At 71.8% G+C, this 18739-nt stretch carries 16 protein-coding genes; 13 read left to right on the top strand and 3 right to left on the bottom strand.

Annotated elements, in window-relative coordinates; translation table 11 throughout:
• The first annotated feature begins 48 nt into the window (after nt 1–48).
• From ACFYX0_RS33930 to ACFYX0_RS33905, 6 genes are all read left to right on the top strand, one after another.
• A complete protein-coding gene (locus ACFYX0_RS33930; protein WP_388976167.1) occupies nt 49–789 on the top strand; it encodes a thioesterase II family protein in 741 nt (246 codons plus the stop codon).
• 61 nt (nt 790–850) lie between these two features.
• On the top strand, nt 851–2182 hold the full coding sequence (ccrA, locus tag ACFYX0_RS33925) for a crotonyl-CoA carboxylase/reductase (RefSeq protein WP_388976164.1): 1332 nt from the start codon (nt 851–853) through the stop codon (nt 2180–2182).
• A gap of 293 nt (nt 2183–2475) precedes the next feature.
• Nucleotides 2476–3372 (top strand): oxygenase MpaB family protein, encoded by an 897-nt coding sequence (locus ACFYX0_RS33920; protein WP_388976161.1) that lies wholly within the window; start codon nt 2476–2478, stop codon nt 3370–3372.
• Between the two features lie 82 nt (nt 3373–3454).
• Nucleotides 3455–5053: a phytoene desaturase family protein gene (locus ACFYX0_RS33915; RefSeq protein ID WP_388976159.1), complete on the top strand. Its 1599-nt coding sequence runs from the start codon at nt 3455–3457 to the stop codon at nt 5051–5053.
• A gap of 61 nt (nt 5054–5114) precedes the next feature.
• The gene (locus ACFYX0_RS33910; protein WP_388976156.1) at nt 5115–6224 is read left to right on the top strand and encodes a nitronate monooxygenase; all 1110 of its coding nucleotides are present in this window, start codon (nt 5115–5117) and stop codon (nt 6222–6224) included.
• Nucleotides 6221–7771: an acyl-CoA synthetase gene (locus ACFYX0_RS33905; RefSeq protein ID WP_388976153.1), complete on the top strand. Its 1551-nt coding sequence runs from the start codon at nt 6221–6223 to the stop codon at nt 7769–7771. Before ACFYX0_RS33910 ends, ACFYX0_RS33905 begins: the two co-directional genes overlap by 4 nt.
• Nucleotides 7772–7778: 7 nt before the next feature.
• Here the strand turns inward: ACFYX0_RS33905 and ACFYX0_RS33900 are convergent, their stop codons facing one another.
• Nucleotides 7779–7976 (bottom strand): hypothetical protein, encoded by a 198-nt coding sequence (locus ACFYX0_RS33900; RefSeq protein ID WP_355912585.1) that lies wholly within the window; start codon nt 7974–7976, stop codon nt 7779–7781.
• 207 nt (nt 7977–8183) lie between these two features.
• Between ACFYX0_RS33900 and ACFYX0_RS33895 the strand changes: the two genes are divergently transcribed.
• Together ACFYX0_RS33895 and ACFYX0_RS33890 are read left to right on the top strand one after the other, a co-directional pair.
• Entirely contained in the window at nt 8184–8900 is a 717-nt protein-coding gene (locus ACFYX0_RS33895) for a MerR family transcriptional regulator (protein ID WP_388976150.1), read from the top strand.
• Nucleotides 8901–8979: 79 nt separating this feature from the next.
• Nucleotides 8980–10479 (top strand): acyl-CoA synthetase, encoded by a 1500-nt coding sequence (locus ACFYX0_RS33890; RefSeq protein WP_388976147.1) that lies wholly within the window; start codon nt 8980–8982, stop codon nt 10477–10479.
• Nucleotides 10480–10485: 6 nt separating this feature from the next.
• On the opposite strand, the gene paaK is transcribed toward ACFYX0_RS33890, so the two are convergent.
• Nucleotides 10486–11781 carry a phenylacetate--CoA ligase PaaK gene (paaK, locus tag ACFYX0_RS33885; RefSeq protein ID WP_388976145.1) on the bottom strand — a complete coding sequence of 432 codons (1296 nt, stop codon included), beginning with the start codon at nt 11779–11781 and terminating at the stop codon, nt 10486–10488.
• Nucleotides 11782–11975: 194 nt separating this feature from the next.
• On the opposite strand from paaK, the gene ACFYX0_RS33880 reads away from it, so the two are divergent.
• The gene (locus tag ACFYX0_RS33880; protein WP_388976143.1) at nt 11976–12812 is read left to right on the top strand and encodes an alpha/beta fold hydrolase; all 837 of its coding nucleotides are present in this window, start codon (nt 11976–11978) and stop codon (nt 12810–12812) included.
• A 46-nt stretch (nt 12813–12858) separates the two neighbouring features.
• Here ACFYX0_RS33880 and ACFYX0_RS33875 read toward each other — a convergent pair whose 3' ends face one another.
• The gene (locus ACFYX0_RS33875) at nt 12859–14475 is read right to left on the bottom strand and encodes an acyl-CoA synthetase (protein ID WP_388976140.1); all 1617 of its coding nucleotides are present in this window, start codon (nt 14473–14475) and stop codon (nt 12859–12861) included.
• Between the two features lie 186 nt (nt 14476–14661).
• On the opposite strand from ACFYX0_RS33875, the gene ACFYX0_RS33870 reads away from it, so the two are divergent.
• Genes ACFYX0_RS33870 through ACFYX0_RS33855 form a run of 4 tightly spaced genes read left to right on the top strand, consistent with a single transcriptional unit; the run spans nt 14662 to nt 18674 of the window.
• Nucleotides 14662–15462, top strand: a complete 801-nt coding sequence (locus ACFYX0_RS33870) for a crotonase/enoyl-CoA hydratase family protein (RefSeq protein ID WP_388976137.1) — start codon at nt 14662–14664, stop codon at nt 15460–15462.
• 40 nt (nt 15463–15502) lie between these two features.
• Nucleotides 15503–16444 (top strand): Zn-ribbon domain-containing OB-fold protein, encoded by a 942-nt coding sequence (locus ACFYX0_RS33865; RefSeq protein WP_388976135.1) that lies wholly within the window; start codon nt 15503–15505, stop codon nt 16442–16444.
• On the top strand, nt 16441–17511 hold the full coding sequence (locus tag ACFYX0_RS33860) for a thiolase domain-containing protein (protein ID WP_388976132.1): 1071 nt from the start codon (nt 16441–16443) through the stop codon (nt 17509–17511). Before ACFYX0_RS33865 ends, ACFYX0_RS33860 begins: the two co-directional genes overlap by 4 nt.
• Entirely contained in the window at nt 17508–18674 is a 1167-nt protein-coding gene (locus tag ACFYX0_RS33855) for a thiolase domain-containing protein (protein WP_388976130.1), read from the top strand. The genes ACFYX0_RS33860 and ACFYX0_RS33855 overlap by 4 nt, the downstream gene beginning before the upstream one ends.
• The last annotated feature ends 65 nt before the right edge of the window (nt 18675–18739 follow it).

Here is an 18739-nt window from a genome sequence, read left to right as displayed (position 1 = left end):
ACCGGGACCTGCCGCGCCCCCTTCTCCCGCGAAAGGCCGTACCCGCCCATGCCCACCCAAGCCCTCATCAGCCCCTGGATCCGGCGCTTCCATCCGGCACCCGCGGCCGGGAAGCGGCTGGTGCTGCTGCCCCATGCCGGAGGCTCCGCCAGCTTCTTCTTCCCCGTCTCGCGCGCCCTCGCGCCGACGGTGGACGTGCTGGCCGTCCAGTACCCCGGGCGGCAGGACCGGCGCGGCGAGGCCTGCGTCGACGACATGGACACTCTCGCCGACCTGGTCACCGCCGAACTGCTCCCGTGGACCGACCGCCCCCTCGCCCTGTTCGGGCACAGCCTCGGCGCCGTGCTGGGCTACGAGGTGGCCCGCAGGCTGGAGGAGCGCGGCACCGTGCCGCTGAAGCTGTATGTCTCGGCCCGCCGCGCCCCCGCCGACCAGCGCGGCGAGGCGGTGCACCTGCTCGACGACGATGCCCTCGTCAAGACCATGGCGGTGCTCGCGGGCACCGAACTCGAGGTCCCGGACGAGGAGTTGCTCAGAGTCATGCTGCCTTCGCTGCGCAGCGACTACAAGGCGGTGGAGACCTACCGGCACCGCCCGGGCCCGCCGCTGGGGACGTCCGTGGTCGCCCTGACCGGCGACAGGGACCCCAAGGTGACCCCCGAGGAAGCCGGCGAGTGGTCGCGGTACACCACCGGTGCCTTCGACCTGCGCGTCTTCGACGGCGGCCACTTCTACCTCGTCAGACACCTCGACGGGGTCGCAGACGTCCTGCGGGAGACGCTCGCCTGACGGCGACGCCCCCGCCCGCCCCATCGCCCACACCACAAGCACCCCTTGAGAGGACTGTTCAGTGTCTGATCTGCTCCAGGCCGTCATCGCCGGTGCCGAACCGGAGGAACTGCTCTCCCTGGACCTGCCCTCGTCCTACCGGGCGGCCCATCTGCTCAAGGACGAGGTCGGCATGTTCGAGGGCGAGACCGACAAGGACGTGCGCAGGTCCCTGCACGTCGGCGAGGTCGCCATGCCCGAACCCGCCCCGGACGAGTGCATCGTCGCCGTCATGTCGGCCGCCATCAACTTCAACACCGTATGGTCCGCGATCTTCGAGCCGGTCCCCACGTTCGCCTTCCTGGAGAAGCTGGGCAAGCAGGGCTGGCACGGCGGCCGCCACGACCTGCCGTACCACCAGGTCGGCTCGGACGCCTCCGGCGTGATCGTCCGGGTCGGGTCCGGCGTGAAGAGCTGGAAGGTCGGCGACAAGGTCGTTGTCTCGCCGTCCCACGTCGACGAGGAGGACCACGCCTCCTACGACGACGGCATGCTCACCGAGACCCAGCTGGCCTGGGGCTTCGAGACGAACTTCGGCGCGCTCGGCGAGTTCTGCCTGGTCAAGGCCAACCAGCTGGTCGCCAAGCCGGCGCACCTGTCCTGGGAGGAGGCGGCCGCCAGCACCCTGTGCGCCGCGACCGCCTACCGCATGCTGGTCGGTGGGCACGGCGCGCAGATGCGGCAGGGAGACGTCGTCCTCGTCTGGGGCGGAACCGGCGGCCTGGGTTCCTACGCCCTTCAGTTCGTCAAGAACGGCGGCGGAATCCCCGTGGCGGTGGTCAGCTCGCAGGAGAAGGCCGCGCTGGTCCGTGCGCAGGGCTGCGAGCATGTCGTCAACCGGTCGGACCTCGATCTGCCGGACGGGAGCTTCCGCCACCCCAAGGCGGGCCGGGTCCTCGGCGAGGCCGTGCGCTCGCTGGTCGGCGAGGACCCGCAGATCGTCTTCGAGTACCTGGGCGCCGAGACCTTCGGCACGTCGGTGTACGTCGCCAAGCGCGGCGGCAAGATCGTCACCTGCGGCTCGTCGACGGGTTACCGGCACGAGTACGACAACCGTTTCCTGTGGATGCGGCTGAAGCGGATCATCGGCTCCCACGGCTTCAACTACCACGAGGCAGTGCAGACCAACCGGCTGATCAGCCGCGGCATGATCCACCCGACCCTGTCGCGGGTCTATCCCCTCGACGCCGCTGCCGAGGCGACCCGTGCCGTCCAGACCAACCAGCACGTCGGCAAGGTCGCGGTCCTGTGCGCGGCCCCTGCCGAGAACCTCGGCATCGACGCCCCCGAACTGCGCTCCAGGATCGGCGAGGACCGGATCAGCCTGTACCGGCGCTGGACCGAACAGCAGTGAACCGACCTCCTCATGAGGTGACCGAAGGGGCGGGAGACCTCGTAAGTGCGGACGCTGATGAGCGGAGGTGGAGAAGACGCGTCGCGGTCCGCGGTCGTGGCAGCGGAGCCGGTCCAGGTTGCCGTCGACACGACCGGAATCGTCCGGCAACGCCGACCGGCCGGGCCGGGCAGCCGGCCCGTACCGGGAGGCGTGCTCGATCCCCCGTGGCGTGCCACGGCCCATGCCGGTGACCGCGGCGAAGCGCGAGAATGGCGGCGTAGCGGCAGTGCGCGGGGGATCGGGAGGCGCTGGTGGGACTGCGGGCGCGGATCTCGGACGAGCTCAAGGCGACCGTGCACGGCGGGGACCTCAAACTGGAACGGTACGAGGGCCCGGCCGGTGATCGCGGGCTGCTCGGGATCACCCCGGGGGATCCCGCCTGGCGGGTGCACGGACATCCGACCGGCATGCTGACCGGCGGGTTCGCGGCGCTGATGCTTCAGTCACTGCACCCGCTGGCCATGGCCGGGGTCCAGCAGCACTCGGATTTCCGGTCCGACCCGGTCGGGCGGCTCATCGGCACCGCGCGGTTCGTCACCACGACGACCTTCGGGTCCTTGCCGGCCGCGTACGAGGCGATCGCCCTGGTCCGCCGGATCCACACCCGGGTGAACGGCACCGCCCCGGACGGACGGGCGTACAGCGCGGCCGACCCCGAGCTGCTGACCTGGGTGCACACCGCGGAGGTGAGCAGCTTCCTGGCGGGCTACCAGGCTTACGCACCTCGGCGGGCCCGGCTCACGCCCGCCGAGTGCGACGCGTACTACCGCCAGGTCGCCCCGGTCGCCGAGGCGCTCGGCGCGGAGAAGGTGCCCGGCAGCGTACGGGAGGTCGAGCGCTACCTGGACGGGATACGCCCCCGGCTGCGTGCCACACCCGCCGCGCTGGACTCCGTGCGGTTTCTGCGCGGCTTCGGCCGTACCGGACGGGAGCGGCTGGTCGTGGGCGTGCTGATGAACGCCTCCGTCGGGCTCCTTCCCGACTGGGCGCGGACCGAACTCGGCATGCACCGTCCGGCGGCGGTGCGCCGCTGCTGGGACCGGCCGAGGGCCGCGCTGGTCGGCCGCACGCTGGAGTGGGCGCGCGGTCCGTCCGAGATCCTCGCCGCCGCGCAGCGCCGTACGGCGTCGCCGCCGGTGGACGAGTGACACTGCGCGCGGACCGGGTGCCCGGCCGTCTCCGCACGGCCCGGCTCTGGCCGGGCCGGATCATGGCGTGCTACCAAGAGACATGCCTGTACACGAGGGAAGCCACGGACGCGAGGGACACGAGGGCTACGACGCCGTGATCGTCGGCGGGGGCCACAACGGGCTGGTCGCCGCCGCCTATCTGGCCCGGGCCGGACGTTCCGTACTGGTGCTCGAACGACTGGACCACACCGGGGGCGCCGCCGTGTCCACCCGGCCGTTCGCCGGGGTCGACGCCCGGCTGTCGCGCTACTCGTACCTGGTCAGCCTGTTGCCACGGAAGATCGTCCGGGATCTGGACCTGGACTTCCGGGTGCGCGGGCGCACCGTGTCCTCGTACACCCCCGTCGAACGCGGCGGGCGCCCCACCGGCCTTCTCGTCGGCGGCGGAGAGCGGCGCACCCGGGAGGCGTTCGCCCGGCTGACCGGATCCGATCGTGAGTACGAGGCCTGGCAGCGCTTCTACGGGATGACGGGGCAGGTCGCCCAGCGAGTGTTCCCGACGCTCACCGAGCCGCTGCCCACCCGGGACGAACTGCGCCGTCGTATCGACGACGAGGAGGCGTGGCGGGTGCTGTTCGAGGAGCCGATCGGCTCCGCCGTCGAGCGGCGCTTCACCGACGACCTGGTCCGCGGGGTCGTGCTGACCGACGCGCTGATCGGCACCTTCGCCGACGCCCACGACCCCTCGCTGCGGCAGAACCGCTGCTTCGTCTACCACGTGATCGGCGGCGGTACGGGCGCCTGGGACGTGCCGGTCGGCGGCATGGGCGCGCTCACCGACGCGCTGGCCGCGGCTGCGCGGGCCGCCGGCGCGGTGATCGCCACCGGGCACGAGGTGGTCGGCATCGAGAGCGACGGGCGCACCGCGGAGGTCGCGTTCCGCACCGCCGACGGCGACGGCACGGTCTCCGCCCGGCACGTCCTGGTGAACGCGTCGCCGCAGGAGCTGGCCCGGCTCACCGGCGACGCCCCGCCCGACCCGGCCGAAGGCGCCCAGCTCAAGGTGAACATGCTGCTCAAGCGGCTGCCCGCGCTGCGTGACCCGCAGGTCGATCCGCGTGAGGCCTTCTCGGGGACCTTCCATGTCGCCGAGGGATACGAGCAGTTGGCCGCCGCGCACGTCCAGGCGGCCGCGGGCGCGCTGCCCGCCGCGCCGCCCTCGGAGATCTACTGCCACTCGCTCACCGACCCGACCATCCTCGGCCCCGAGCTCGTCGAGCGGGGCTACCAGACCCTCACCCTGTTCGGTCTGCACACCCCCGCGCGGCTCTTCGAGCGCGACAACGACGGTGTGCGGGAGGAGTTGCTGAAGTCGACGCTGGCCCAACTGGACGCCCACCTCGCCGAGCCCCTGGAGGACTGTCTGGCCAGGGACGCGGACGGACGCCCCTGCATCGAGGCGAAGACACCGCTCGACCTGGAACGGGACCTGCGGCTGCCCGGCGGCAACATCTTCCACCGCGAGCTGGCCTGGCCGTACGCCCAGGAGGGCACGGGACGCTGGGGTGTGGAGACCCGCCAGGCCAATGTCCTGCTGTGCGGCGCGGGCGCGGTGCGCGGCGGCGGAGTGAGCGGGGTGCCGGGGCACAACGCGGCGATGGCGGTCCTCGAAGACCTCGGGGGCGGCACCCGGGCATAGGATCTGACGGAGTATCAGAAACAGTCTTCCCTCCTTCCGGTGGCTGCGGCATCCTGCGCCCATGCAGACGGAGCTGAGCAAGCAACTGGGAGTGGAACACGCCGTTTTCGGCTTCACGCCGTTCCCCGCCGTCGCCGCGGCCATCAGCAGGGCGGGCGGCTTCGGGGTGCTCGGTGCGGTCCGCTACACGGCCCCCGACGAACTCAAGCGCGACCTCGACTGGATCGAGGCCCAGGTGGACGGCCGGCCCTACGGCCTCGACGTCGTCATGCCCGCGAAGAAGGTCGAGGGCGTCACGGAGGCCGATGTCGAGGCGATGATCCCGGAAGGGCACCGCCAGTTCGTCAAGAACACCCTCGCCGCGTACGGGGTGCCGGAACTCACCGAGGGCGAGGCCTCCGGGTGGCGGATCACCGGCTGGATGGAGCAGGTGGCCCGCACCCAGCTCGACGTCGCCTTCGACTACCCGATCAAGCTGCTCGCCAACGCCCTCGGCTCCCCGCCCGCCGACGTCGTCGCCCACGCCCATGACAAGGGCGTCCTGGTCGCCGCCCTCGCCGGCAGCGCCCGGCACGCCCGTAAGCACCGGGACGCCGGCATCGACGTCGTCGTCGCCCAGGGATACGAGGCGGGCGGCCACACCGGGGAGATCGCCACGATGGTGCTCACCCCCGAGGTCGTGGAGGCGGTCGACCCGCTGCCGGTGCTGGCCGCCGGGGGCATCGGCAGCGGGGAACAGGCGGCCGCCGCGCTCGCGCTCGGCGCGCAGGGGGTCTGGCTGGGCTCGGTCTGGCTGACCACCACGGAGGCCGAACTCCCCTCGCCCGCACTCGTCCGCAAGCTGCTCGCCGCCGGATCCGGCGACACGGTCCGTTCTCGGGCGCTGACCGGAAAACCGGCCCGGCAGCTGCGTACCGCGTGGACCGACGCCTGGGACGCCCCCGAGGGGCCCGGCGCCCTGCCCATGCCGTTGCAGGGACTGCTCGTCGCCGAGGCGGTCACCCGCATCCAGAAGTACGAGGTGGAGCCCCTGCTCGGCACCCCGGTCGGCCAGATCGTCGGCCGGATGACCGGCGAACGCAGCGTCCAGGCCGTCGTCGACGACCTCACCCGCGGATTCGAGCGGGCCGTCGACCGTATCAACCGGATCGCCGGAAGGAGCCAGCAGTGAGCCAGACCGCCCCCGGATTCTGGGCCCAGGCAGCGGCGGACCCCGGGCGTGTCGTTCTCGTCGCCCCCGACGGGGAGGAGTGGACCGCCGGACGGCTGCTGGCCTCGGCCCACCGGCTGGTGCACGGACTGCGCGCCGCGGGACTCGAGCGCGGTGACTCCTTCGCCGTCGTGCTGCCCAACGGCGTCGAGTTCCTCACCGCCTATCTGGCCGCCACCGAGGCCGGGCTCTATCTGGTGCCCGTCAACCACCACCTCGTCGGGCCCGAGATCGCCTGGATCGTCGCCGACTCCGGCGCCAAGGTGCTGATCGCCCACGAACGGTTCGCCGACGCGGCCCGGCGCGCCGCCGACGAGGCGGAGCTGCCGGCCGGCCGCCGGTACGCGGTCGGCGAGGCGGAGGGCTTCCGGCCGTACGCCGAACTCCTCGCCGGACAGCCCGACTCGGCGCCCGAGGGGCGCACCCTCGGCTGGGTTATGAACTACACCTCGGGCACCACGGGCCGCCCGCGCGGCATCCGCCGGCCGCTGCCCGGCAAACCCCCTGAGGGGGCCCACCTCGGCGGCTTCCTCGGCATCTTCGGCATCAGGCCGTACGACGACAACGTCCACCTCGTCTGCTCGCCGCTGTACCACACGGCCGTACTCCAGTTCGCGGGCGCTTCCCTGCACCTCGGGCACCGGCTGGTGGTGATGGACCGGTGGACCCCGGAGGAGATGCTCCGTCTCATCGACACCCACGCGTGCACACACACGCACATGGTGCCGACCCAGTTCCACCGCCTGCTCGCGCTCCCCGACGCGGTGAAGGCGCGCTACGACGTCTCCTCCATGCGCCACGCCATCCACGGCGCCGCGCCCTGCCCCGACCATGTGAAGCGGGCGATGATCGAGTGGTGGGGCGAGTGCGTCGAGGAGTACTACGCGGCGAGCGAGGGCGGCGGCGCCTTCGCGACCGCAGAGGACTGGCTCAAGAAGCCGGGCACCGTCGGCAAGGCCTGGCCCATCAGCGAACTGGCGATCTTCGACGACGACGGGAACCGGCTGCCGCCCGGTGAACTCGGCACCGTCTACATGAAGATGAGCACCGGCGGGTTCTCGTACCACAAGGACGAGGCCAAGACGAGGAAGAACCGGCTCGGCGACTTCTTCACCGTCGGCGACCTCGGCTGCCTCGACGGGGACGGCTATCTCTTCCTGCGCGACCGCAAGATCGACCTGATCATCTCCGGCGGGGTCAACATCTATCCGGCCGAGATCGAGGCCGCCCTGCTGGGACACCCCGCGGTGGCCGACGCCGCCGCCTTCGGGATCCCGCACGACGACTGGGGGGAGGAGGTGAAGGCGGTCGTCGAACCCGCTCCGGGCCATGAGCCGGGCCCCGCCCTCGCCGCGGACATCCTCGACCACTGCGCCCGGCAACTCGCCGGCTACAAGCGGCCCAAGAGCGTCGACTTCATCGAGTCGATGCCCCGCGACCCCAACGGCAAGCTGTACAAGCGCCGGCTGCGCGCGCCCTACTGGGAGAACCGCGCCCGCGACCTCTGAGCCGCGGTCAGGCCTCGGGGGCGGCGACGACGCGCCACTGACCGACCTCCCGGTAGTCCGAGTCGTGGACGGCCGCGCCGTCGCCGGGCTTCAGGGCGTAGTGGCCGAGGTTGCCGCCCCAGTACCGCAGGATGCGCCCCAGTTCACGCACGGCATCCTCCGTGGACCACCCGTCGGCCATGTCGACGTCGAGCTGAAACCTCATGTGCCCCGCCTTCCCTTCATGGACGTGTTCGGCCCGGCCCGTCCCGCCGCGACCTGCGGTATCAATTGTCTCAGTCAAATGCTGCCAGAGACTTCGATGTCTCTTGCTGCAGGTCGAACCCGCTGTGTGCCGGAAAAGTCTCAACCCGTGGTGAGGCCCGAGGGTCTAGGGTGAGTGCGGGCGGTCGTCGACAGCGGGGGAGGGGGCATGGGGGACCGGCTGCGTGTCAGCGATCTGGCGCGAGCGGCGGGGATCTCGGTCCAGCAGGTCCGCACCTATGTGGAGACAGGGGTGCTGCCTCCGGTCGACCGCACGCCGAGCGGCTACCGCGTCTTCACCGACCTACACGCCGAAGCCCTCACCGCCGCACGGCAGTTGGCCGCAGGGCACGGCTGGGGAACGACCCGTCTCGTGCTGAGCGCCGTGCACACCGGGGACCTGGAGACCGCGCTCGCCGCGCTGGACGCGAGCCACGCTCTGCTGCACCGGGAGCGCGGCGAACTGGCGGCGGTCCGCGACGCCCTGAAGTCCGTCGTGACGGACCAGCCCAGCCACCCGGCCACCGGACACCGCCGTCTGCGCATCGGCCAGGTCGCCCGCGCCGTGGGCGTCAAGCCACCCGTACTCAGGCTCTGGGAGAGCCGCGGTCTGCTGCGGCCGGAGCGGGAGCCCGCCACCGGATACCGCGTCTACCCCCGTACCGAGCAGGTCGCCGCACGCATCGCCGCCCTGCTGCGCCGGGCCCACCACCCGCTCGACACCATCGGCGCGGTCCTGGAGGAACTGCGCACGAGCGGCAGCCCCGACCGTGTCCTCGAAGAACTGACCCACCGGGAACGGGACCTCCACCGCCGCAGTCTCCAGCGGCTGCAGGCGTCGGCGGCCCTGCACGCCTATCTGCGGTACCAAGGACTCGCGCCCTGAAGCCCACGGCAGGCTTGACCCGCGTCGCGTGACGCCACGAGGATCGCGGCAGCAGCAAGTCAGGAGGAAGGGGCGGTACATGACGGCGGGACGAAGCGTCACGGTCGACGGCACACTGCGGCGCAGCGCCCGGCGCACCCCGGAGCGGGTCGCGATCCGCTACGAGGACCGGTCGTGGACCTACGCCGAGCTCGACGACGCCGTCTCCCGGGCCGCCCGCGTACTGCGCGAGAGCGGACTCGCCCCCGGTGACCGGGTCGGCGCCTACGGTCACAACTCCGACGCGTATCTGATCGGCTTCCTGGCCTGCGCCCGCGCCGGACTGGTGCATGTGCCGGTCAACCAGAACCTCACCGGCGACGACCTCGCCTACCTCGTCGAGCAGTCCGGCTGCGCCCTCGTCCTCGCCGATCCCGACCTCGCCGGACACCTTCCCGAGGGCGTACGCGTACAGCCGCTGCGGAACGCGGACGACTCCCTGCTCGCCCGCCTGGCGGAGACCGAGCCCTACGACGGCGAGGAGCCGCGCGGCGAGGACCTGGTGCAGCTCCTCTACACGTCCGGCACGACCGCGCTCCCCAAGGGCGCGATGATGACCCACCGGGCACTGGTGCACGAGTACCTCAGCGCGATCACCGCACTCGACCTGAGCGCGGGCGACCGGCCCGTGCACGCGCTGCCGCTCTACCACTCGGCGCAGATGCACGTCTTCCTGCTGCCCTCTCTCGCCGTCGGCGCGACGAACATCATCCTGGACGCGCCCGACGGCGACCGGCTCTTCGACCTGATCGAGACGGGTGACGCGGACAGCCTCTTCGCGCCGCCCACCGTGTGGATCGGCCTCGCAGGCCGCCCCGACTTCGCCGCGCGCGACCTGAGCGGGCTGCGCAAGGCCTACTACGGCGCCTCGATCATGCCCGTGCCCGTCCTGGAGCGGCTTCGGGAGCGGCTGCCGAAGCTCGCGTTCTACAACTGCTTCGGGCAGAGCGAGATCGGCCCGCTGGCCATGGTCCTCGCGCCGCATGAGCACAAGGGGCGGATGGACTCCTGCGGGCGCCCCGTGCTGTTCGTGGAGGCGAAGCTGGTCGACGAGTCCGGCAAGGACGTGCCCGACGGAGAGCGGGGCGAGATCGTCTACCGGTCACCGCAGCTGTGCGAGGGGTACTGGGACAAGCCCGAGGAGACCACCGAGGCCTTCCGGGACGGCTGGTTCCACTCCGGCGACCTCGCCGTGCGGGACGCCGACGGCTACTTCACGATCGTCGACCGGGTCAAGGACGTCATCAACTCCGGTGGCGTGCTGATCGCCTCGCGGCAGGTCGAGGACGCGCTGTACACCCATGAGCGGGTCGCCGAGGTCGCGGTGATCGGTCTGCCCGACGAACGGTGGATCGAGGCGGTCACCGCGGTCGTCGTGCCGCGCGGCGAGGTGACCGAGAGCGAACTCCTCGCGCATGTGCGCGAGCAGCTCGCCGCCTTCAAGGCCCCCAAGCGGGTGCTGTTCGTGGACGAGCTGCCCCGCAACGCCAGCGGGAAGATCCTCAAGCGGGCGCTGCGGGAGCGCTTCGCGCGCGCCTGAGACGGATCAGCTCCGCCGCAGATCCACGATCCGCCGGATCTTGCCCACCGACCGCTCCAGCGACTCCGGCTCGACGATCTCCACACCGACCGAGACGCCGATGCCGTCCTTCACGGCCGCGGCGATGGCGAGCGCCGCCGCGTCGCGCTGTTCGGGGGTGGCGCCGGCCCGGGCCTCGGCCCGCACCGTCAGCGCGTCGAGCCGCCCCTCGCGGGTCAGCCGGAGCTGGAAGTGCGGCGCGACGCCGGGGGTGCGCAGCACGATCTCCTCGATCTGGGTGGGGAAGAGGTTGACCCCGCGCAGGATGACCATGTCGTCGCTGCGGCCGGTGATCTTCTCCATGCGACGGAACGGCCGGGCCGTGCCGGGCAGCAGGCGGGTCAGGTCCCGGGTCCGGTAGCGGATGACGGGCATGGCCTCCTTGGTGAGGGAGGTGAACACCAATTCGCCCTCCTCGCCGTCGGGCAGCACCTCGCCGGAGAGGGGGTCGACGATCTCGGGGTAGAAGTGGTCCTCCCACACATGCAGGCCGTCCTTGGTCTCGACGCACTCCTGCGCCACGCCCGGGCCGATCACCTCCGACAGCCCGTAGATGTCGACGGCGTCGATCGCGAACCGCTCCTCGATCTCGCGCCGCATCTCCTCGGTCCACGGCTCGGCGCCGAAGATCCCGACACGCAGGGAGGTGGTGCGCGGGTCGACGCCCTGACGCTCGAACTCGTCGAGGAGGGTCAGCATGTACGACGGGGTCACCATGATGACGCCCGGCCGCAGATCCTGGATCAGCTGCACCTGGCGTGCCGTCATGCCGCCGGAGGCGGGGATCACCGTGCAGCCAAGGCGTTCGGCGCCGTAGTGGGCGCCGAGGCCGCCGGTGAACAGGCCGTAGCCGTACGCCACGTGCACCGTGTCGCCGGGGCGTCCGCCCGCAGCGCGGATCGACCGGGCCACCATGTCCGCCCACATCGACAGGTCGCCGTCGGTGTACCCGACGACGGTGGGGTGCCCGGTGGTGCCGCTGGAGGCGTGGAGCCGCCGGATCCGTTCGCGGGGCACGGCGAACATCCCGTACGGGTAGTTCTCCCGCAGATCGGCCTTCACGGTGAACGGGAAGCGGGAGAGATCGGCGAGCGTCCGGCAGTCGTCCGGGTGGACGCCCGCCTTGTCGAAGGCGTCCCGGTAGAAGGGGACGTGCGCGTACGCGTGCCGCAGCGAGGCCCGCAGCCGCTCCAGCTGCAGGTCCCGCAGCGCCTCCGGATCGAGCCGTTCCCCCGCGTCCAGCAGGTCGTGCGCGTTCGCCATGAGGGCGTCTCCCTCGTCAATCACACCATTCCGGGCGACCGATCATTCGGTCGGATCTTGTGGGGATCAGTAATCCAGTTCGTCGGCCCGAAGGCAAGAGGCCCGTTCGAATTTTCCGGCGGCAGCGTCCGCGCCGGAGGCATGCTCCGGAAACCGCATTGCTCTTGGGCGCGCCCCGCCGCCATGATCGGGACATGCCGATCTTCGACGCGTACGACGGGACCAGACTCACGTACCACCTGCGGGGAGAGGGCGAGCCGCTCGTCGTGCTGCCCGGTGGGCCCATGCGGGCGTCCGCCTATTTCGGGGACCTCGGCGGGCTCGCCGCCCGGCGCCGGCTGGTGCTGCTCGATCTGCGCGGGACCGGTGACTCCGCGACGCCGGCGGACCCCGGGACGTACCGGTGCGACCGGCTCGTCGACGACGTGGAGGCGCTCCGCACGCATCTCGGACGGGAGCGCATGGACATCCTCGCCCACTCGGCGGGCGGGAGCCTCGCTCTGCGCTACGCGGCGCGGTACCCCGAGCGTGTCTCCCGGCTGGCCCTGATCACCGCGATCCCGTGGGCCCTGGGGATGCCCGCCACCCCCGAGCAGCGGCTCGCGGCGGCCCGGCTGCGCAAGGACGAGCCCTGGTTCGAGGACGCCTTCCCGGCGTTCCGGGCCTGGCTTGCGGGAGAGGGCGAGTACGACCCCGTCATCACGCCGTTCTTCTACGGGCGCTGGGACGCGGTGGCCCAGGCCCACGCGGCGGCCGACGAGGAGCAGACCAACGAGTCGGCGGCGGACGTCTACCACTCCGAGGGCGCCTACGATCCGCCCGCGACCGGCGCGGCGCTCGCCGGTCTGACCGCGCCGGTCCTCGTGTACGCGGGCGAGGCCGACGGCGGGCCCACCCCCGAACTGGCCCGCCGCGTGGCCGACTTCGTTCCGAACGCCGAGTTCTTCGTGCAGCCCGGCGGAGGCCACTACCCGTGGCTGGACGATCCGGAGCGGTTCACCGCCCGGGTCGGAGACTTCTTCGAGGGATGACGGCGTGGGTCGCGCGGAGGCGGCCGGGCGCCGCTTCCGCCGGGGCTCAGCCCGCCCCCGCCGCCACCTTCCTGGCCCAGCGGTAGTCCGCCTTCCCGCTGGGCGAACGGCGTACGGCGTCGGTGAGCACCAGCTGACGGGGGACCTTGTAGCCCGCCAGCCGTGACCGGCAGTGGGCCTGGACCTCCTCCAGGGACAGCCGTGGCGCGCCCTCGCGCAGTTGCACCACCGCCGCCACACGGTTGCCCCAGGTCGCGTCCGGCACCCCCGCGACCAGCGCGTCGTACACGGCCGGATGCGCCTTGAGGGCCTGTTCGACCTCCTCCGGGTACACCTTCTCGCCGCCCGTGTTGATGCACTGCGAGCCGCGGCCGAGGACTGTGACGACGCCCTCCTCGTCGACCGTCGCCATGTCGCCGAGCAGCACCCATCGCTCGCCGTCCTTGCGGAAGAACGTCTCCGCGGTCTTCGCCGGGTCGTTGTAGTACCCGAGGGGCACGTGTCCCCGCTGCGCGATGCGGCCCGGCTGCCCCGCCGCGACCGGTTCACGGGTGACCGGATCCACTACCCGTGTACGGGAGTTGACCCGGATCCTGAAGCCCCGCTCCGGGCCCGAGTCACGGGTCGCGGTGCCGTTGAAGCCCGACTCCGAGGAGCCGAAGTTGTTCAGCAGGAGCGCGTTCGGCACGAGTTCCTGGAACCGGGCGCGCACGGTGTCCGACATGATCGCCCCGGACGACGACACACTGAACAGCGACGAGCAGTCCGTCCCCTTCATGGGCCCGCTGAGTGCGTCGATCAGCGGCAGCAGCATCGCGTCCCCCACCAGCGACATGCTGCTGACCCTCTCCCGCTCCACGGTCCGCAGGACCTCCACCGGGGCGAACTTGCGGTGCAGCACGACCCGCTGGCCGAAGTTGAAGCCGATGAACGCCGTGAGCGTGGAGGTGCCGTGCATCAGCGGGGGAGTCGGGAAGAAGGTGATGCCCTCCCCGCCGGCGGCGACCCGCTCGGCCAGCTCCGCCGGTGTCCGCACCGGCTCCCCGGTCGGAGCGCCGCCGCCGAGCCCGGAGAAGAACAGGTCCTCCTGGCGCCACATCACCCCCTTCGGCATCCCGGTCGTGCCGCCCGTGTAGATGATGAACTGGTCGTCTCCCGACCGGGCCGGGAACCCGCGCCCCGGCGATCCGGCCGCCTCGGCCTCGGTGAAGTCCAGGGCGGGCAGCGGGGCGGCACCCGGCGCGGCGGCCCCCACCCGCAGCATCCGCCGCAGCCCGGGGACCTGGGGCAGTGTCGCCGCGACCCGGTCGGTGAACTCCGCGTCGAAGGCCAGCGCCACCAGATCGGCGTCCCGGTAGAGGTAGGCCAACTCCTCTTCCACATAGCGGTAGTTGACATTGACCGGCACGATGCGCGCCTTCAGGCAGCCCAGCACCGTCTGCAGATACTCCACCCCGTTGTACAGATGCAGCCCGAGGTGCTCCCCGGGCCGTATCCCGGCATCGAGCAGATGGTGCCCGATGCGGTTGGCCGCCGCGTCCAGGTCCGCGTAGGTGAGGCGGCGCTCCGTTCCGGTGCCCGGGTGGTCGACGTAGACGAGCGCCTCACGGTGCGGGACCACGTCGACGACCGACTCGAACAGGTCGGCAAGGTTGTACTCCACCGTTCCTCCTGTCCCCGGCGACGCTCGGCGAGGTGGGTCGTGTCCGTCGGTTCGCCGGTCATCAGAGCAAAGGCGGACGCACCTGTGAAGGCCCGTGGCCAAGAAATCTGACTAGGTGTCAGAAAAGGCTTGTCCTCGTCGCGTGCCTCCTGCAACCTGTTCTCGTTCCGGAGACGGGAGGAAGCGATGAGCGGGACGGAACACCTCACCGTGCAGCGCGAAGGCGCCACACTCGTGCTCACGCTCAACAGGCCACAGGCCAAGAACGCGCTCTCGTTGCCGATGCTGGTGGGGCTCTACGACGGCTGGCTGGAGGCCGACGAGGACGACGGGGTCCGCTCGATCGTGCTCACCGGCGCCGACGGCTCCTTCTGCGCCGGCATGGACCTCAAGGCCCTGGCCGGCCGGGGGATGGAGGGGCAGCGCTACCGGGACCGGCTCACCGCCGACCCGGATCTGCACTGGAAGGCGATGCTGCGCCACCACCGCCCCCGCAAACCGGTCGTCGCCGCCGTCGAGGGCCCCTGCGTCGCGGGCGGCACCGAGATCCTCCAGGGGACCGACATCCGGGTGGCCGGCGAGTCCGCGACCTTCGGGCTCTTCGAGGTCAGGCGCGGGCTGTTCCCCATCGGCGGCTCCACGGTCCGCCTTCCCCGCCAGATCCCGCGCACCCACGCCCTGGAGATGCTGCTCACCGGGCGCCCGTACTCGGCGTCCGAGGCCGCCGCCATCGGACTCGTCGGCCATGTCGTGCCCGACGGCAGTGCCCTGGAGACGGCCCTGGAGATCGCCGAGCGGATCAACGCCTGCGGGCCGCTCGCCGTCGAGGCCGTCAAGGCGTCCGTCTACGAGGCCGCCGAGCTGACGGAGACCGAGGGGCTCGCCGCCGAACTCAAGCGTGGGTGGCCGGTCTTCGACACCGAGGACGCCAAGGAGGGCGCCCGCGCCTTCGCGGAGAAACGCCCGGCCGTCTACAGGCGCGCCTGACCGGCGGCAGACCCCAGCGGCAACCCAAGGAGACCCCCGGATGCCCTCACTCCTCAAAGCCCCCCTCGTCGTCGAGTTCCCCTTCACCCGCTCCCTCGGCCCCGTGCAGAGTGCCTTCCTCACCGGCCTGCGGGAACGCGTCGTGCTCGGAGTGAGGACCGGCGACGGCCGCACCCTGGTGCCGCCGGTCGAGTACGACCCCGTCACCGCAGCGGAACTCCGTGACCTCGTCGAGGTCGCCCCCACCGGCACCGTCACCACCTGGGCCTGGAACCACGCACCACGTCGCGGCCAGCCCCTCGACACCCCCTTCGCCTGGGTCCTGGTCCGGCTCGACGGGGCCGACACCGCACTCCTGCACGCCCTGGACGCCCCCGGACCCGACGCCGTCCGCACCGGAATGCGGGTCCGTATCCGCTGGGCCGCCGAACGCCACGGCGCCATCACCGACATCGCCTGCTTCGAGCCGTACGACGGCGGCCCCGCCGAACCGGCCGGCCACCCCGGCACGTTCGAGACCCCCGTGACAGGCATCGTCGCCCCCGCCCGCCTCGACTACACCTACTCGCCCGGCCGCGCCCAGTCCGCCTACATCGACGCCCTGTCCGGACAGCGCACCGTCGGCGAACGCTGCCCCTCCTGCCGCAAGGTGTACGTCCCGCCGAGGGGCGCCTGCCCCACCTGCGGCGTCGCCACCGCCGAACAGGTCGAGGTGGGGCCCCGCGGCACCGTCACCACGTACTGCATCGTCAACATCAAAGCGAAGAACCTCGACATCGAGGTGCCCTACGTCTACGCCCACATCGCGCTCGACGGTGCCGACCTCGCGCTGCACGGACGCATCGGTGGCATCCCCTACGACCAGGTGCGCATGGGCCTGCGCGTCGAGCCCGTATGGACCGAAGGGGCCCGCTACCCCGACCACTACCGGCCGACCGGCGAACCCGACGCGGACTACGACACCTACAAGGAGCTGCTGTGACACACGGAGGCACCCCGAACAGGCGGGAGATCGCCGTGGTCGCCTTCGCCCAGACCGACCACCGGCGCACCAGCGACGAGCTCTCCGAGGTGGAGATGCTCATGCCGGTCCTGCACGACGTCCTCGACCGGACCGGCCTGAAGACCGCCGACATCGACTTCACCTGCTCCGGCTCCAGCGACTATCTCGCGGGCCGCGCCTTCTCGTTCACACTCGCCCTCGACGGAGTCGGCGCCTGGCCGCCCATCTCCGAGTCCCATGTCGAGATGGACGGCGCGTGGGCGCTCTACGAGGCCTGGACCAAACTGCTCACGGGCGATGCCGACACCGCGCTCGTCTACGCGTACGGCAAGTCGTCACCCGGATCCCTGCGCGACGTCCTCACCCGCCAGCTCGACCCCTACTACCTGGCACCGCTGTGGCCGGACTCGGTGGCGCTCGCCGCCCTGCAGACCCAGGCGCTCATCGACGCGGGCGAGACCGACGAGGCCGAGCTCACCCGGATCGCCGCCCGGGACCGCCGTGCCGCCACCGCCAACCCGCACGCCCAGCTGAGCGGTTCGGTGCCGCACGGGGACTATGTCGTACGCCCCCTGCGCACCGGGGACTGCCCGCCGATCGGCGACGGCGCCGCCGCCGTGATCCTCGCGGCCGGCGAACGGGCCCGCGAGCTGTGCGGACGGCCCGCCTGGATCCGGGGCATCGACCACCGCGTCGAGGCCCATGCCCCTGGATCACGCGACCTGACCGACTCGCCGTCCGCCCGCCGCGCCGCCGAGCGGGCCGGTGCCTTCGAACACCCCATCGACACCGCCGAGTTGCACGCGCCGTTCACCGCGCAACAGGTGATCCTGCGCAAGGCAATGCGGCTCGGGCCGGACGTCACCCTCAACCCCTCGGGGGGACCCCTCGCCGCCAACCCGATGATGGCCGCCGGACTGATCCGCATCGGCGAGGCCGCCGCCCGCATCCACCGCGGCGACTCCGACCGCGCCCTCGCCCACGCCACGTCCGGCCCGTGCCTGCAGCAGAACCTGGTCGCCGTACTCGAAGGAGACCCGCGATGAGCAAGGAGCCCGTGGCCGTCACCGGCATCGGCCAGACCCGCCATGTCGCGGCACGCCGGGACGTGTCGATCGCCGGGCTCGTCCGGGAGGCGGGCCGACGGGCCCTGGACGACGCCGAGTTGACCTGGTCCGACATCGACGCCGTGGTCATCGGGAAGGCCCCCGACTTCTTCGAGGGCGTCATGATGCCGGAGCTGTATCTCGCCGACGCCATCGGCGCGGTCGGCAAGCCCGTCCTCCGGGTGCACACGGCCGGATCGGTCGGCGGCTCCACCGCACTCGTCGCCGCGAACCTCGTCGCGGCCCGTGTGCACGGCACGGTGCTGACCCTGGCGTACGAGAAGCAGTCCGAGTCCAACGCCATGTGGGGACTGTCCCTGCCGATCCCCTTCCAGCAGCCGCTGCTGGCCGGCGCCGGCGGCTTCTTCGCCCCGCACGTGCGTGCGTACATGCGACGTAGCGGCGCCCCCGACACCATCGGCTCCCTGGTCGCCTACAAGGACCGGCGCAACGCGCTCAAGAACCCCTACGCGCACCTCCACGAGCACGACATCACCCTGGAGAAGGTGCAGTCCTCACCCATGCTGTGGGACCCGATCCGCTACTCGGAGACCTGCCCGTCCTCCGACGGCGCCTGCGCCATGGTGCTCACCGACCGCGCCGGAGCGGCCCGTTCGCCCCGGCCCCCCGCGTGGCTGCTCGGCGGCGCGATGCGCAGCGAGCCGACCCTCTTCGCGGGCAAGGACTTCGTGTCACCGCAGGCCGGAAAGGACTGCGCCGCCGACGTCTACCGGCAGGCGGGCATCGCCGACCCGCGCCGCGACATCGACGCGGTGGAGATGTACGTGCCGTTCTCCTGGTACGAGCCGATGTGGCTGGAGAACCTCGGTTTCGCCGAGGAGGGCGAGGGCTGGAAGCTCACCGAGTCGGGAGTCACCGAGCTCGACGGGGACCTGCCCGTCAACATGTCCGGCGGGGTCCTCTCGACGAATCCCATCGGGGCCTCCGGCATGATCCGCTTCGCCGAGGCGGCCCTCCAGGTGCGCGGCCAGGCCGGAGAACACCAGGTGGAGGGCGCACACCGGGTGCTCGGGCACGCCTACGGAGGAGGGTCGCAGTTCTTCTCCGTGTGGCTGGTCGGCGACCGGCCGCCCACCTCCTGAGGCCATCCGTCCACCCGCTCTGTCCGCAGGGGGACACGATCGCTAGGCTGGCCGCGGACGACGAA

It is taken from the genome of Streptomyces sp. NPDC002573 (assembly GCF_042889625.1).
Lineage (GTDB): Bacteria > Actinomycetota > Actinomycetes > Streptomycetales > Streptomycetaceae > Streptomyces > Streptomyces gibsoniae.
This window is presented reverse-complemented; position numbering and strand designations above follow the sequence as displayed.

What these genes read in the sequence shown, in the direction of transcription:
- ACFYX0_RS33930 (WP_388976167.1), top strand. Translation starts at nt 49, where the DNA reads ATGCCCACCCAAGCCCTCATCAGCCCCTGGATCCGGCGCTTCCATCCG.
- ACFYX0_RS33915 (WP_388976159.1), top strand. Translation starts at nt 3,455, where the DNA reads ATGCCTGTACACGAGGGAAGCCACGGACGCGAGGGACACGAGGGCTAC.
- ACFYX0_RS33910 (WP_388976156.1), top strand. Translation starts at nt 5,115, where the DNA reads ATGCAGACGGAGCTGAGCAAGCAACTGGGAGTGGAACACGCCGTTTTC.
- ACFYX0_RS33900 (WP_355912585.1), bottom strand. Translation starts at nt 7,976, where the DNA reads ATGAGGTTTCAGCTCGACGTCGACATGGCCGACGGGTGGTCCACGGAG.
- ACFYX0_RS33895 (WP_388976150.1), top strand. Translation starts at nt 8,184, where the DNA reads ATGGGGGACCGGCTGCGTGTCAGCGATCTGGCGCGAGCGGCGGGGATC.
- ACFYX0_RS33890 (WP_388976147.1), top strand. Translation starts at nt 8,980, where the DNA reads ATGACGGCGGGACGAAGCGTCACGGTCGACGGCACACTGCGGCGCAGC.
- paaK (WP_388976145.1), bottom strand. Translation starts at nt 11,781, where the DNA reads ATGGCGAACGCGCACGACCTGCTGGACGCGGGGGAACGGCTCGATCCG.
- ACFYX0_RS33880 (WP_388976143.1), top strand. Translation starts at nt 11,976, where the DNA reads ATGCCGATCTTCGACGCGTACGACGGGACCAGACTCACGTACCACCTG.
- ACFYX0_RS33870 (WP_388976137.1), top strand. Translation starts at nt 14,662, where the DNA reads ATGAGCGGGACGGAACACCTCACCGTGCAGCGCGAAGGCGCCACACTC.
- ACFYX0_RS33865 (WP_388976135.1), top strand. Translation starts at nt 15,503, where the DNA reads ATGCCCTCACTCCTCAAAGCCCCCCTCGTCGTCGAGTTCCCCTTCACC.
- ACFYX0_RS33855 (WP_388976130.1), top strand. Translation starts at nt 17,508, where the DNA reads ATGAGCAAGGAGCCCGTGGCCGTCACCGGCATCGGCCAGACCCGCCAT.